Genomic DNA, 14,744 nt, shown 5'->3' with positions numbered 1-14,744 from the left:
TGCTGTCGGGCTAGGCCTCGGGCAAGTACGTGAAGGCCCCCTTCACTGCGCTAGACGCAATGAAGGGGGCCTTCACGTACTCGGACGCGAGTGCCGCGCGATAGCAAAGGTCCCTTGCTCCCGGCACGGACCGCGACGCGGGGGTCAGTCTTCGTCGACCCAGTCGAACGTCTTCGTGACGGCCTTCTTCCAGTTCCGGTACTCGGACTCGCGGCGGCCCTCGTCCATCGACGGGTCCCACTGCTTGTCCTGCGCCCAGTTGTTGCGGATGTCGTCCTCGCTCTTCCAGAAGCCCACCGCGAGACCGGCCGCGTAGGCCGCGCCGAGCGCGGTGGTCTCGTTGACCACCGGCCGGATCACGGGCACGCCGAGGATGTCGGCCTGGAACTGCATGAGCAGTTCGTTGACGACCATGCCGCCGTCGACCTTCAGCGACTTCAGCGGGACACCGGAGTCCGCGTTCATCGCGTCGATCACCTCGCGTGACTGGAACGCGGTCGCCTCCAGGACCGCCCGCGAGATGTGCCCCTTGTTGACGAACCGGGTCAGCCCGACGATCGCGCCGCGGGCGTCGGAACGCCAGTACGGCGCGAAGAGACCCGAGAACGCCGGCACGAAGTACGCGCCACCGTTGTCCTCGACGGTGCGGGCGTGCTGCTCCACTTCGGCCGCGGAGCTGATCAGGCCGAGGTTGTCCCGCAGCCACTGCACGAGCGAACCGGTGACCGCGATCGAACCTTCGAGCGCGTACACCGTGTCGTTCGAGCCGATCTTGTAGCAGACCGTGGTGAGCAGCCCGTTGTCCGACATGACCTTCTCGGTGCCGGTGTTGAGCAGCATGAAGTTGCCGGTGCCGTAGGTGTTCTTCGCTTCACCCGGCGAGAGGCACGCCTGCCCGAAGGTCGCCGCCTGCTGGTCGCCCAGGATGCCCGAGATCGGGACCCCGGCCAGCGCGCCCTTCTCGCGGACCTTGCCGTAGGTCTCCGACGACGACCGGATCTCCGGGAGCATCGACAGCGGGATCGTCATCTCTTCCGCGATCTCGGCGTCCCAGGTCAGCGTGTCGAGGTCCATCAGCATGGTCCGCGACGCGTTGGTCGGGTCGGTGACGTGCACGCCGCCGTCGACCCCGCCGGTCATGTTCCACAGCACCCAGGTGTCCATGTTGCCGAAGATCAGGTCGCCGGCTTCGGCCTTCGCGCGAGCGCCGTCAACGTTGTCGAGGATCCACTTGATCTTCGGTCCGGAGAAGTAGGTCGCCAGCGGCAGGCCCACCTTCGCGCGGTAGCGCTCCTGTCCGCCGCCGAGCGCCCCCAGGTCGCTGACGATCTTGTCGGTGCGGGTGTCCTGCCACACGATCGCGTTGTACACCGGCTTGCCGGTGGTGCGGTCCCAGACCAGCGTGGTCTCGCGCTGGTTGGTGATGCCGACCGCGACGATGTCGCTCGCGACCAGGTCCCCCTTGGCGAGCGCGCCCGCGGCGACGGCCCGCGTGTTCTCCCAGATCTCTTCGGCGTTGTGCTCGACCCAGCCCGCCTTCGGGAAGATCTGCTCGTGTTCCCGCTGGTCGACGGCGACTACGCGGCCGGAGTGGTCGAAGATCATGCAGCGGGTCGACGTGGTGCCCTGGTCGATCGCGGCTACGTACGAAGTCATCGAAACTCCAGTCTCAGGTCAGGTTGTGGACGGCGAGGAAGAGCAGGGCGGCCAGGGCGCCGCCGGCCAGCGGGCCGGCGACCGGGATCCAGGAGTAGCCCCAGTTCGGGTTGGTCTTGTTCTTGATGGGCAGAAGGAACGCGTATGCGATGCGGGGGCCGAGGTCTCGGGCCGGGTTGATGGCGTAACCGGTCGGGCCACCGAGGGACTGGCCGATGACCAGCACGACGAACGCTACACCCGCGTAGCCCAGCGCGGAGTTCCCGAAGGTCGGCGTTCCGCCTTCGGCCATGGCGTTGGTGTAGACCGGGCTGAGCAGGATCCACGCGACCAGCACGAAGGTGCCGATGATCTCGGTGACGAGGTTCCACGCCTTGTTCGGGATCTGCGGCCCGGTCGAGAAGATGCCGAGCGTCTCGTCGCGGTTGGGGTGGTCGTCGAACTGCAGTTTGTAGGTGGCCCAGCAGAGCACGGCACCGAGGATCGCGCCGATCAGCTGCCCGGCGAAGTAGATCGGGACGTCCGCCCACTTCGTCTTGTCGGCGATGGCGAGGCCCAGCGTCACCGCCGGGTTCAGGTGCGCGCCGCTCGGCGCGGCGATGCTCGCACCGGTGAAGACCGCGAACGCCCACCCGAGGGTGATCATCACGACGCCACCGTTGTGGCCGTTGTTCTTCCGCAACACGTGGTTGGCGACCACGCCGTTGCCCAACAGGATCAGGACCGCCGTTCCCAGCAACTCCCAGACGAATATGGCTCCCGCGCTCACCGCTCGACCTCCACTGTGGACATACCGCATAGGACATTCCGCGCAGGGTCGAACACGGTGTGCTACGGCGCCCTTGCCGACCCACGTTCGTGGCACGTTACCGTCGCGTATTTGTTCCTTCCAGGCATCGCGGGAAGCAATCCTTCCAAGATCGACGAGGGTTACGCCACACGTGTCACCCGCATAACGGACCGGTCGTGGCCGATCGTGCGATGCTGGAGTCACAGCGGCACCAAGGAGGAATGTCACGTGGCAAGCTCTCAGCGCGAAGCCGAAAACAGCCCCGCCAGGCTGGGACCGCTCAAGCGGGAAGAGTCTTGGCAGCGGCTGGGTGAGGGCAAGTTCGACCTCGTCGTCATCGGTGGCGGAGTGGTCGGGGCGGGCACGGCGCTCGACGCCGCGACACGCGGCCTGCGGGTCGCCCTCGTCGAAGCGCGCGACCTGGCCTCGGGGACGTCGAGCCGGTCCAGCAAGCTCTTCCACGGCGGGCTCCGTTACCTCGAACAGCTGGAATTCGGTCTGGTGCGGGAAGCTCTGCGGGAACGCGAGCTGATGCTGACGACGATCGCCCCGCATCTGGTGAAGCCGGTCAGCTTCCTGTACCCGCTGACCCACCGGATCTGGGAGCGTCCGTACACCGCGGCCGGGCTGCTGATGTACGACACGATGGGCGGCGCGCGGTCGGTCCCCGGCCAGAAACACCTGAGCCGCGCCGGCGCGCTGCGGATGGTCCCGGCGTTGAAGCGCTCCGCGTTGATCGGCGGGATCCGTTACTACGACGCGCAATCCGACGACGCGCGCCACACGATGACCGTCGCCCGCACCGCCGCGCACTACGGCGCCGTGGTGCGCACGTCCACCCAGGTGGTCGGTTTCCTCCGCGAGGCCGACCGCATCTCCGGTGTCCGCGTGCGTGACGTCGAGGACGGCCGCGAGACCGAGGTCCACGCCTCCGCCGTGGTCAACTGCACCGGCGTCTGGACCGACGAGCTGCAGCGTCTTTCCGGCGGCCGCGGACGGTTCCGCGTGCGGGCGAGCAAGGGTGTGCACATCGTCGTCCCGCGCGACCGGATCGTCTCGGAATCGGGCATGATCCTGCGCACCGAGAAGTCCGTGCTGTTCGTCATCCCGTGGCGCAACCACTGGATCGTCGGGACCACGGACACCGACTGGAACCTCGACCTCGCGCATCCCGCCGCGACGAAGCACGACATCGACTACCTCCTCGAACACGTCAACACCGTGCTCGCGACACCGCTGACGCACGACGACATCGAAGGGGTCTACGCGGGGCTCCGGCCTTTGCTCGCAGGGGAAAGCGAAGAGACGTCGAAGCTTTCGCGTGAACACGCGGTCGCCCGGGTCGCGCCGGGACTTGTCGCGATCGCCGGCGGCAAGTACACGACCTACCGGGTGATGGCGGCCGACGCCGTCGACGCCGCGGCCGTCGACCTTCCCGGCAGGCCGCAGTCGTCCATCACGGACAAGGTGCCGCTGCTGGGCGCCGACGGCTACCACGCGCTGGTGAACCAGGCCGATCACCTGGCCGGCGAGCACGGGCTCCACCCGTACCGTGTGCGTCACCTGCTCGACCGGTACGGCTCGATGGTGCACGAAGTCCTCGCGCTCGGCGAAGGACGGCCGGAACTGCTGAAGCCGCTGGAGCACGCTCCGGACTACCTCGGTGTCGAGGTCGTCTACGCGGCCAGCCACGAGGGCGCGCTTCACCTGGAAGACGTGCTCGCGCGCCGGACGCGGATCTCGATCGAGTACGCGCACCGCGGCGTCGACTGCGCGGCGCAGGTCGCGACGCTGGTGGGCGAGGTGCTCGGCTGGTCGAAGGACCAGGAGAAGCGCGAGGTCGAGGTGTACAAGGCGCGGGTCGACGCGGAACGGGAGTCCCAGTCGCAGCCGAGCGACGAGGCCGCCGACGCGTTGCGTTCGGCCGCGCCGGAAGCGCGCTCGGGGATCATCGAACCGGTGAGTTGATGATCCCTGCTGCGTGGTGTGCCACGCGCGCAGGGATCATTGCCTGATCGAGTGAATCTGGCCTAGCGTCGGCCATCCCCGTATACGGAAGGTGGCCCCGTGGCTTTTCTCGACTCGTCGACGTGGACGGACCGGATCTTCGCGGGAGGCTCGTGGGTTCCCGGTACCGGCGGCACCCGGAAGGTCACGGAGCCCGCGACAGGCGCGGTCTTGGGCAGCGTCGGGCTCGCCTCGGCCGAGGACGCCGCGAAAGCGGCGGAAACCGCGGCCGAGGCGCAGCGGGCCTGGGCGGCGACACCGCACGTCCAGCGCGCCGCCGTGCTGCGCGAGGCGGCCCGGTTGTGGTCCGAGTACGCCGACGAGATCCGCTGGTGGAACGTCCGCGAGGTCGGCGCCGTGCCGGGCGTGGCGGGCTTTTCGCTGCACGTCGCGGAACAGGAGTGCTACGAGGCGGCGGCGCTGCCCGGCCGTCCGTACGGCGAACTCTTGCCGAGCGAAGAACCGCGCCTTTCGATGGCGCGCCGTGTCCCCGCCGGCGTCGTCACGGTGATTTCGCCGTTCAACATGCCGATCATCCTGGGCATCCGGTCGGTCGCCCCGGCGCTCGCGCTGGGGAACGCGGTCATCCTGAAGCCGGACCCGCGCACCGCCGTCACCGGCGGTGTGGTCCTCGCGCGGATCTTCGAGGAAGCGGGGCTGCCGCCGGGTGTGCTGCAGATGCTGCCGGGCGGCGCGGACGTCGGCGAGACACTGGTGACGCATCCGGCGGTCCGGGTCATCTCGTTCACCGGGTCGACCGGCGCCGGGCGCAAGGTCGGCGAACTCGCCGGAAAGCATTTGAAGCGGGCACATCTGGAACTGGGCGGGAACTCCGCGCTCATCGTGCTCGACGACGCGGATGTCGACGAAGCCGCCGGAGTCGCCGCGTTCGGCTCCTTCTTCCACCAGGGTCAGATCTGCATGACCACCGGGCGGCACCTGGTGCACGAGCGGCTCTACGACGACTTCGTCGAGCGGCTGGCGGCGAAGGCGGCCGCGTTGCGGGTGGGCGACCCGGCGCGGGACGAGGTCGCGCTCGGGCCGATCATCGACGCCGGCCAGCGGGACAAGATCCACGAACTGGTCACTTCCAGTGTCGCGGCAGGCGCGCGGGTCGCCGCCGGAGCCGAATACGACCGGCTGTTCTATTCCGCGACGGTCCTCGCCGACGTGCCGCCGACGGCGCCCGCGGTCGCCGAGGAGATCTTCGGCCCGGTCGCGCCGGTCGTGCGGTTCTCCGACGCGGAGGAGGCCATCCGGCTCGCCACGGCGAGCGAGTACGGGCTCTCGCTCGGAATCGTCACGCGCGATGTCCTCAAAGGACTGGAGCTCGCGGATCGCGTCCCGACCGGGATCGTCCACATCAACGATCAGACCGTCAGCGACGAGGCGAACAGCCCCTTCGGCGGCGTCGCCGCTTCGGGCACCGGAAGCCGTTTCGGCGGGGCTGCGGCGAATATCGAGGCCTTCACCGAGACGCGGTGGGTCACCGTCCGGAACCCACCCCCGACCTACCCCTTCTGACGTCCCGCCGACCGCCGCAATTCGTCACCTACTTGCCCCCGATCGAGGTCCGGCGCCGGTAAACGCCCAGGCAAGTAGGTGACGAATTGCGGGGGGAGGTCAGGCGGTGCGGTGCCAGCGGATGAGGCGTTCCCCGGTCGGGGCCGGTTCGAGTTCGGGTCCGACCAGGGTGAACCCGCATTTGCGGGCGACCGAGGCGGAAACCTCGTTCGTCTCCTCGTAGCGGTAGCTGACCTCGCGCAAGCCGAGACCGCCGAAACCGAAACGCAGGGCCGCGTTGAGCGCGGTGCTCGCGACCCCCTTGCCCCGCGCCGCCGCGCGCACCCAGACCGACGCCTCCGCGTACCCGGCGTCGAGACCGAGGTCCCGCAGGCCGACCTCGCCCAGCAGATCCCCGGTCGTCGGCTCGGCCACCGCCCACGAACAACGCTCGTCACCCTCCCACTGGGCGGCGCGCAGCGCGACGTACTCGGTCGCCTCGTCGAGGTTTCGCAAGCGGTAGTTCAGGACGTACTTGCGATGCGTCGGGTCGGCGAAGGCCGCGACCAGCGCCGGACGGTCGTCGAGGGCTTTGTCCGCCCGCAGTTGCCGCAGGTAGTACTCACCCGCGTTGATCTCCACCGGTTCCACCCTTCGAGGGTAACCGGCCGATCAGCGTCGGCGGCTCATGATCAGCGCGACCGCCAGCGGCAGCAGGAAGACCAGGAACGTCCCGCGGGTGAAGAAGAACAGCGCGATCGCGACCGCCGCGGCGATCGGCACGGCACTGGCCGTCAGCCATTTCGACGGCTGGACCTCGTTCTTCGCGGACGCCTGCGCCACGCCGGGCATCGGAGGGAGGGGGAGCAGCGCGCTGGGCCGGGGCGAGGGCAGGTCCGTGAACAGCGGTTCGAGTTCGCTCGCCATCCTCGCGGCGCTGACCTTCGCCGACCGCGAGCCGAACTCGTCGAGGTCGAGTCTGCCGGTGCGGACATGCTCTTCCAGCGCTTCGAGCGCGTCTTGGCGTTCGGCGTCGCTCAGCCGCATGTCCGGTCTCTCGGCACTCACGTCCCGAGTCTACGGGCGGATCAGCCGTCGAGTTCCCGTCGACGCTGCTTCCCGAGCTTCTTGTGGGAGTTCTCCCAGCCCTTGCCCCAGATGCCCTCGCCGACGGCGCTGATCCCGATCGGGACGAGGATGAACCACCAGGTGACGCCGGTGGTGATGATGAGCGCGATGGTGGCGATGAACAGGATCGGCAGCAGCGCACCCATGACACGTTGCGCCGGGGAGATGCCCGCCCACGGTGACGCCGGTTTCTCCGATTCACTCACGGCCTTCTTGGGCACGTCGAAGAGCGGATGCGGTTCGGGCAGGTCGAGGAAGACCTCGGACAGCTCGCCGCGCGTCTTGGCGGCCGTGATCCGGGCGGACCGCTCGCCGAACTCGTCGATGTCGATCCTGCCGACGCTCATGTGCTCGCCGAGCGCGGTCAGCGCGGACTCGCGATCCTGATCACTGATCCGCAGCTGCGGAGACGGAACCTCGCTCACCCTTTCGAGGATAAGCCGAGCGAGGCCCCGTCAACCACGACATTCGTCAGTCTTTGAGCTCGAACAACTGGGTGCCCTGTGTCACCGCGGCGCCGACCTCGACCGAAAGGCCGGTCACCGTGCCCGCCTTGTGCGCGGTGACCGGGTTCTCCATCTTCATCGCTTCGAGGACGACGACCAGCTCGCCCGCTTCGACCTGCTGGCCCTCTTCGACGGCGACCTTGACGATGGTGCCCTGCATCGGCGCGGTGACCGCGTCCCCGCTCACCGCGGCCTTGGTGCCGCCCGCACGCTTGCGCGGCTTGGCCTTCACGGCCGTCCCGCCGCCACCGGCGTCGAGCGAGAAGCCGCCGGGGAGCGACACTTCGAGACGGCGGCCGCCGACCTCGACGACGACGTTCTGACGAGGCTGCTCTTCCTCGGCCTCGGTGGCTTCCGGCGCCACGAACGGCTCGATCTTGTTCTCGAACTCGGTCTCGATCCAGCGGGTGTGCACGCTGAAACCGTTCTCGTCGCCGACGAAGGCCGGATCGTTCACGATCACGCGGTGGAACGGCAGGACCGTCGCCATCCCGTCGGCGACCATCTCGGCCAGCGCGCGGCGGCTGCGTTCGAGCGCGTTCTGCCGGTCCGAGCCGGTGACGATCAGCTTCGCGAGCATCGAATCGAACTGGCCGCCGATGACACTGCCGGACTCGACACCCGAGTCGACCCGGACGCCAGGACCGCTCGGCGCGACGAACTTCGTCACGGTGCCGGGCGCGGGCAGGAAGCCGCGGCCGGCGTCCTCACCGTTGATGCGGAACTCGATCGAGTGGCCCCGCGGTTCCGGGTCCTCGGTGATGCGCAGCTTCTCGCCGCGCGCGATGCGGAACATCTCGCGCACGAGGTCGAGGCCCGTGGTCTCCTCGGACACCGGGTGCTCGACCTGCAGCCGCGTGTTGACCTCGAGGAACGAGATCGTGCCGTCGACGGCGACGAGGTACTCGACGGTCCCGGCGCCGTAGTAGCCGGCTTCCTTGCAGATCGCCTTGGCGGATTCGTGGATGCGCTTGCGCTGCTCGTCGGTCAGGTACGGCGCGGGCGCCTCCTCGACCAGCTTCTGGTGGCGGCGCTGCAGCGAGCAGTCGCGGGTGCCGACGACGATGGCGTTGCCGTGCTGGTCGGCGAGGACCTGGGCCTCGACGTGGCGCGGCTTGTCCAGGTAGCGCTCGACGAAGCATTCGCCGCGGCCGAAGGCGGAGATCGCCTCACGCGTCGCGGATTCGAAAAGCTCCGGGATCTCCTCGCGGGTGCGGGCGACCTTCAGCCCGCGGCCGCCACCACCGAACGCCGCCTTGATGGCGACCGGCAGGCCGTGCTCGTCGGCGAAGGCGACGATCTCGTCGGCGTTCGCGACAGGGTCCTTCGTACCGGGCACGAGCGGAGCCCCGGCGCGCAGCGCGATGTGGCGCGCGGTGACCTTGTCGCCGAGGTCTCGGATGGCCTGCGGGCTCGGCCCGATCCAGGTCAGCCCGGCATCGATCACCGCTTGGGCGAAGTCCGCGTTCTCGGAAAGGAACCCGTAGCCGGGGTGGACCGAGTCCGCGCCCGACCGCTTGGCGGCGTCGAGCAGCTTGTCGAAGACGAGGTAGCTCTCGGCCGCTGTGGTGCCGCCGAGGGCGAAGGCCTCGTCCGCGAGACGGACGTGGGGTGCGTCACGATCCGGATCGGCGTAGACGGCCACGCTGGTCAGGCCGGCGTCCTTCGCCGCCCTGATCACCCGTACCGCGATTTCACCGCGGTTCGCGATCAGGATCTTGGTCACCGGACCACCTGTGCCGGCCTGCTCGGTCACGCCGTACCTCCTGCGTTCGCACGTCGGGCCGCCCCGATGCGGCTCCGCAGCAGTTTAGAAGAAGTTCCCGCCCCGATTAGTGAGAGCAAGGCCACCCAGTGTCCTCTGTTTATACCGCGGCCCCCGGTGGCTCAGTTCTTCTATCAGGCCTTACACGAGCGCCTCGCGGTGCCGCAGTTCTTCCGGAAGGTCGGAATCGAGCACGATCAGGTCGTACGGCTGGGCCTGGTGGATCCGGCCCAGGTGCTCGGACTTGACCAGTGCCCACGGCTGATGCGGCCCGCAGCACTCGACCAGGCGCTGCACGGTGCTGAAGGCGATCAACGCCATCCGGCCGTCCTTGGTCGGGCGGAGTTCGATCTCCGCGCTCGTGAAGTCCTTCGGCTTTTTCGCCGTGGGAAGGAACAGTGCGTTGGGCAGTCCGGGGTTCGTCACAGGAACAACATAGACGTGCACTCTGCGCTAGATCACTTACGCTCTCGGATATGCGGACTCAGGAAGCGCGGGCGCCGCGATCCGTGCTGTTCACCGCGCTGCTGGCGGTGGTGGTGACGGCGGGCGTGATCGTGGCCGTGGTCCTGCTCCGCCCCGCCGCTCCGACGCCCTCCAGCGACCCTGGCGTGCCTCCGGTGTCCGATGGCGCCCCGCCCGCGCCCGGCGTCAACTGCGGCGACTCGGCCTGCCGGGAGATCAGCGCGATGACCGTCGGCGGGCTGCCCGTCGTGCTGCTGGCCGACGACGCGGGGAAGCAGGGCGTGGTCCGGATCGGGGCGGACACGGTGTACCCGCTGATCGTCAACGACATGGGGGTCACCCTCAAGGGCGATTCTTTGCGCTGTGTCGACGGCGCGACGCCGGTCTGCCTGGTGCGCGGCGAAGCGGGCGGCGGCTCGGTGGGCGAATTGTTCGTCGCGCGCGGCGGGATCTGGCGGGATACCGGGAAGCCGTACTTCTCCGACGCCGGGACGGTCGCCCTGAACGACGTGACCGCCGACGGGATCGCGGACGTCATCGTCGTGCGGCACGAGTGCCCCGGCGCGCAATCCGGCTCGGCCCGGTGCCAGGCGGCGCCGGTGCTCGCGGAGGTCTACGACGTCGCCCGCGGCTCGGTGGGCTGCACGCGCCGGTACACCGCGCCGTCGGAACTGAGGGGATGGCCGGATGTCCGGCTGACGAAGGCGGATCTGCGGGCCTGCCCCTGAGGGGAGCAAGTACGTGAAGGCCCCCTTCATTGCGTCTAGCGCAATGAAGGGGGCCTTCACGTACTAAAGGGACGGTCAGGCGCCCGCAGTGGCAGGCTCTTTCACAGAGGTAGTAGCCGCTTCGCCGTTGTCAGTGGGTGAAGGGTCCGTCGGCGAGTTGAGCACGTCGTCGTCCAAGAGGCCTTCGCCACGGGCGACGACCACCGGCACGACGATCTGGCCGGCGACGTTGGTCGCGGTCCGCATCATGTCCATGATCGGGTTCACCGAGTAGATCAGCGCGATGCCGAGCGCCACTTGCTGCGCGTCGAGCCCGATGAACGCGGTGGTCAGGGTGAGCGCGGTCAGCCAGCCGGTAGTGCCCGCGGTGGCCAGCGCGCCGAGCACGGCGACCACGACGATCCCGACGTACTGCCAGATGTTCAGCGAGACACCGGACAGGTTCGCGATGAAGATGGCGCCGATCGCGGGGAACACCGCGGCGCAGCCGTCCATCTTCGTGGCGCTGCCCAGCGGAGTCGCGAAGGCGGCGTACGCGGGCTGGACGCCCAGGTTCACGGCGGCCTGCCGCGTGAGGGGCAGCGTCGCCGCCGAAGACTGGGAAGCGAACGCGAACTGGATCGCCGTGCCCGCCTTCGAGAAGAACGTCAGCGGGCTGACCTTCGCCACGAACTGGAGCAGGATCGGGTAGACCACCAGAAGCACCACGAAGCAGCCGACGTACACCGCGAGAGTGGTGGTGAACAGCGGCCGGAACAGTGCGTCACCGTAGTTCGAGACCGCCGCGCCGATCAGGCCGATGATGCCGATCGGGGCGAGCCGGACGATCCAGCCGAGGTAGCGCTGGATGATCTCGAAGACGCTGGTGGTGAAGTCGACGAACGGCTTGGCCCTGTCGCCGAGGCTGTAGGCCGCCGCACCGATCAGCACGGCGAGGAACAGCACCTGCAACGTCGAGCCTTCGGTGAAGGCGGCGAAGAAGTTCTTCGGCAGGAAGCCTTCGACGAAGGCGCTCCAGGAGCCCCAATTGTCGACGCTCTTTGTGGCCTTGTCCGCGTTCTTCGCGGTCGCGGCGACGCCTTCGCCGAGACCGCCGCTGCCCGGGTTGAACAGCTTCGCGACGGCGATGCCGATCAGCGACGCGATGAACGAGGTGATCGCGAACCACAGGACGGTCTTGCCACCCAGCCGGGCGGCCTTCTTGCCGCCGCCGAGGTTGCGCAGGCTGTTGATGCCGACCACGATCGCCGTGAAGACCAGCGGGATCACCGCGATCTGCAGCAGCGTCGTGAAGATCGTGCCGATCTGGTCGAGCAGGTCGGTCAGCCAGCTCGCCTCGGTCGTCCTGGCGAGGACGCCGAGCAGGGCGCCCACGACGAGCGAGCCGAGGACCGCCGCCGCGAAGACCCTTGGCCTTGTGTAGGTCCGAATGAAAGACACGGGGCGACTCCGGTGCGTGAAAGTTTCCTGATTTCCCGAACGTGAAGAACGTTCGGCGAGGCAGGACTCTTCCGGATCACCCGATCGTGTGGGAGTCGTCTCAGGATGCGGGACGTGTCCACAGATCGATGACGCTTACACCGACCTCCGACAGCAAGCGCCGGGTCAGCGGCAGGCTGATCCCGATGACGCTCGAGAAATCGCCGTCGATTCCCTCGATGAACCAGCCGCCGAGGCCATCCAGGGTGAAGCCGCCGGCCACCTGAAGGGGTTCCCCGGAAGCGATGTACGCCTCGATCTCTTCTTGCGACGGAGTGCCGAAGCGAACAGTGGTGCCTTCGGTTCCGGAGGCTTCTTTTGTCCTCTCGCCGTTCTCGACGCGGATGATCGCGTGACCGGTCAGAAGTTCACCGGTTTTGCCCGCCATCGACGCCCAGCGCTCGCGCGCGGCTTCCGGCGTGATCGGCTTCCCGACCATCTCGCCGTTGATCGACAGCATCGAATCGCAGCCCACGATGACCATGTCGGTGTGGCCGCCGAGCGCCTCGAAAACCGCCTCGGCCTTCGCGGCGGCGAGCGCGCGGACCAGCTCCTCGGGGGCCGGATCGGTCAGGGACGCGGCCACCGCGTCCTCGTCGACGCCGGAGACGACGACGCTCGGATCGAAGCCGGCGGAACGCAGGACGCCGAGGCGGGCGGGGGACTGGGAAGCGAGGACGAAACGCACCTGAGGAAGGTACTCGACGGCCCGCCGTTGCCTGATTGTGACCTGGGACACCCGAATGTAAAGCTAGTTTGTTGTGGCGCGCAACATATGGATTGTTCGAGCTACGGAGGAACCAATGTCGTCCCGCCTCCGCGTCAGAAGATCACTTCGCACGACGCAAACCACAGTGCTCGCAGGACTGCTCCTGGCCGGTTCGGCCCTCGCTCCGATGGCTGCGGCCAGTCCGGGGCCGCTGTACAGGAATCCCCATGCTTCGACGTCCGCGCGGGTGAACGACCTGCTCAAGCGGATGAGCCTCGACGACAAGATCGGCCAGATGACGCAGGCCGAACGCGGCGCGGTCACCCCCGAGCAGGCCGCCGCGCTCAAACTGGGATCCCTGCTCTCCGGCGGTGGCTCGGTGCCCGCCGGTAACACGCCGAACGGGTGGGCCGACATGGTCGACTCGTATCAGAAGGCGGCGGTTTCGACGCCGCTCGGCATTCCGACGATCTACGGTGTCGACGCCGTGCACGGCCACAACAACGTCTACGGCGCGACGATCTTCCCGCACAACATCGGCCTCGGCGCCGCCAACAATCCGCGGCTGGTCGAGAAGATCGGCCGCGCGACGGCGCTGGAAGTCGCCGGAACCGGTCCGCAGTGGGACTTTTCGCCTTGTCTGTGTGTCGCCCGTGACGACCGTTGGGGCCGGACGTACGAATCCTTCGGCGAATCCCCGCGCGACGCCATCGCGAACGCTTCGGCCATCACCGGCCTTCAGGGACGCAGGCTCGGCGAGAAACCGGGATCGGTGCTCGCGACCGCGAAGCACTACGTCGGCGACGGTGGCACGACGAACGGCGTCGACCAGGGCGACACCGAGGTCAGCGAACGCGAACTGCGCCAGATCCACCTGCCGCCGTTCCGCGAGGCGATCGACCGCGGTGTCGGCTCGGTGATGATCTCGTTCTCCAGTTTCCAGGGGGTGCGCATGCACGCCCAGAAGTACCTCATCACCGACGTGCTCAAGAAGGAACTGCGGTTCTCCGGTCTGGTGATCTCGGACTACAACGCGATCAACCAGATCGACGGCAAGGAAGGCTTCACCCCCGAAGAGGTGCGGCTCTCGGTCAACGCGGGCATCGACATGTTCATGGTCCCGTGGGACGCGCCGCAATTCATCTCCTACCTCAAGGCCGAAGTCGAGGCGGGCCGCGTCTCGCGCGACCGGATCGACGACGCGAACCGCCGCATTCTGGCGGAGAAGTTCAAGCTCGGCCTGTTCGAGCACCCGTACACCGACCGTTCGCTCCAGAAGACGTTCGGCGGCAAGGAACATCGCGAACTGGCCCGGCAGGCCGTCCGTGAATCCCAGGTGCTGCTGAAGAACGACGGTGTGCTGCCACTGGCGAAGAAGAACAACAAGATCTTCGTCGCGGGCAAGAACGCGAACGACATCGGCAACCAGGCGGGCGGCTGGACGCTCACCTGGCAGGGCCAGAGCGGCCCGGTGATCCCGGGCACGACCATCCTCGACGGCCTGAAATCGGGGGCGGGGAAGGGAACCACGGTGACCTATGACCGTGCGGGTAACGGAATCGACGGCAGCTACCGGGTCGCGGTCGCCGTGGTGGGCGAAACGCCGTACGCCGAAGGGCAGGGAGACCGCCCGGACGGCTTCGGACTCGACGCGGAAGACCTCGCCACGATCGCCAAGCTGAAGAACTCCGGAGTCCCGGTCGTCGTGGTGACCGTGTCCGGCCGCCCGCTCGACATCGCCGGCCAACTGCCGCGGTTCGACGGACTCGTCGCCGCCTGGCTCCCGGGCAGCGAAGGCGCCGGTGTCGCCGATGTCCTTTACGGCGACTACAACCCGACCGGGAAACTGACGTTCAGCTGGCCGGCAAGCGCGGCGCAGGAACCGGTGAACGCCGGTGACGGCAAGAAGGCGCTGTTCCCGTACGGCTACGGCCTGCGGTACCGCCGGTAGGGCCTCGTGAGTGGTAAGGACGGTTAGAACCGTCCTTACCACTCACGAGACTTGAGG

General features: G+C 68.1%; 13 protein-coding genes. 4 read left to right on the top strand and 9 right to left on the bottom strand.

Going from position 1 to position 14,744, the window contains the following annotated elements:
- Positions 1 to 144 precede the first annotated feature (144 nt).
- On the bottom strand, positions 145 to 1,656 hold the full coding sequence (gene glpK / locus H074_RS20410) for a glycerol kinase GlpK (RefSeq protein ID WP_007031951.1): 1,512 nt from the start codon (positions 1,654 to 1,656) through the stop codon (positions 145 to 147).
- 13 nt (positions 1,657 to 1,669) lie between these two features.
- Positions 1,670 to 2,425 (bottom strand): MIP/aquaporin family protein, encoded by a 756-nt coding sequence (locus H074_RS20405; RefSeq protein WP_007031950.1) that lies wholly within the window; start codon positions 2,423 to 2,425, stop codon positions 1,670 to 1,672.
- Between the two features lie 249 nt (positions 2,426 to 2,674).
- On the opposite strand from H074_RS20405, the gene H074_RS20400 reads away from it, so the two are divergent.
- Both H074_RS20400 and H074_RS20395 read left to right on the top strand, forming a co-directional pair.
- Complete coding sequence (locus tag H074_RS20400) at positions 2,675 to 4,414, top strand: glycerol-3-phosphate dehydrogenase/oxidase (RefSeq protein WP_007031949.1); 1,740 nt, start codon at positions 2,675 to 2,677, stop codon at positions 4,412 to 4,414.
- 99 nt (positions 4,415 to 4,513) lie between these two features.
- Complete coding sequence (locus H074_RS20395; RefSeq protein WP_007031948.1) at positions 4,514 to 5,977, top strand: aldehyde dehydrogenase family protein; 1,464 nt, start codon at positions 4,514 to 4,516, stop codon at positions 5,975 to 5,977.
- 99 nt (positions 5,978 to 6,076) lie between these two features.
- Here H074_RS20395 and H074_RS20390 read toward each other — a convergent pair whose 3' ends face one another.
- The 5 genes from H074_RS20390 to H074_RS20370 all read right to left on the bottom strand — a co-directional run bounded on the left by H074_RS20390 (position 6,077) and on the right by H074_RS20370 (position 9,781).
- Complete coding sequence (locus H074_RS20390; RefSeq protein ID WP_007031947.1) at positions 6,077 to 6,607, bottom strand: GNAT family N-acetyltransferase; 531 nt, start codon at positions 6,605 to 6,607, stop codon at positions 6,077 to 6,079.
- A 21-nt stretch (positions 6,608 to 6,628) separates the two neighbouring features.
- Complete coding sequence (locus H074_RS20385; RefSeq protein ID WP_007031946.1) at positions 6,629 to 7,003, bottom strand: DUF1707 SHOCT-like domain-containing protein; 375 nt, start codon at positions 7,001 to 7,003, stop codon at positions 6,629 to 6,631.
- A gap of 41 nt (positions 7,004 to 7,044) precedes the next feature.
- Positions 7,045 to 7,509 (bottom strand): DUF1707 SHOCT-like domain-containing protein, encoded by a 465-nt coding sequence (locus H074_RS20380; RefSeq protein ID WP_007031945.1) that lies wholly within the window; start codon positions 7,507 to 7,509, stop codon positions 7,045 to 7,047.
- A 46-nt stretch (positions 7,510 to 7,555) separates the two neighbouring features.
- Positions 7,556 to 9,346 carry an acetyl/propionyl/methylcrotonyl-CoA carboxylase subunit alpha gene (locus tag H074_RS20375; protein ID WP_007031944.1) on the bottom strand — a complete coding sequence of 597 codons (1,791 nt, stop codon included), beginning with the start codon at positions 9,344 to 9,346 and terminating at the stop codon, positions 7,556 to 7,558.
- 150 nt (positions 9,347 to 9,496) lie between these two features.
- Entirely contained in the window at positions 9,497 to 9,781 is a 285-nt protein-coding gene (locus H074_RS20370) for an SAV_915 family protein (RefSeq protein ID WP_007031943.1), read from the bottom strand.
- A gap of 83 nt (positions 9,782 to 9,864) precedes the next feature.
- Between H074_RS20370 and H074_RS20365 the strand changes: the two genes are divergently transcribed.
- Positions 9,865 to 10,548 (top strand): hypothetical protein, encoded by a 684-nt coding sequence (locus H074_RS20365; RefSeq protein ID WP_007031942.1) that lies wholly within the window; start codon positions 9,865 to 9,867, stop codon positions 10,546 to 10,548.
- Positions 10,549 to 10,623: 75 nt separating this feature from the next.
- Here the strand turns inward: H074_RS20365 and H074_RS20360 are convergent, their stop codons facing one another.
- Entirely contained in the window at positions 10,624 to 11,988 is a 1,365-nt protein-coding gene (locus H074_RS20360) for a dicarboxylate/amino acid:cation symporter (RefSeq protein WP_007031941.1), read from the bottom strand.
- 100 nt (positions 11,989 to 12,088) lie between these two features.
- Positions 12,089 to 12,715 (bottom strand): Maf family protein, encoded by a 627-nt coding sequence (locus H074_RS20355; protein ID WP_007031940.1) that lies wholly within the window; start codon positions 12,713 to 12,715, stop codon positions 12,089 to 12,091.
- A gap of 166 nt (positions 12,716 to 12,881) precedes the next feature.
- On the opposite strand from H074_RS20355, the gene H074_RS20350 reads away from it, so the two are divergent.
- Complete coding sequence (locus H074_RS20350) at positions 12,882 to 14,687, top strand: glycoside hydrolase family 3 protein (protein ID WP_007031939.1); 1,806 nt, start codon at positions 12,882 to 12,884, stop codon at positions 14,685 to 14,687.
- Positions 14,688 to 14,744: the final 57 nt, after the last annotated feature.

It is taken from the genome of Amycolatopsis decaplanina DSM 44594 (assembly GCF_000342005.1).
Taxonomy (GTDB): Bacteria; Actinomycetota; Actinomycetes; order Mycobacteriales; family Pseudonocardiaceae; genus Amycolatopsis; species Amycolatopsis decaplanina.
This window is presented reverse-complemented; position numbering and strand designations above follow the sequence as displayed.

What these genes read in the sequence shown, in the direction of transcription:
- glpK (WP_007031951.1), bottom strand. Translation starts at nt 1,656, where the DNA reads ATGACTTCGTACGTAGCCGCGATCGACCAGGGCACCACGTCGACCCGC.
- H074_RS20385 (WP_007031946.1), bottom strand. Translation starts at nt 7,003, where the DNA reads ATGCGGCTGAGCGACGCCGAACGCCAAGACGCGCTCGAAGCGCTGGAA.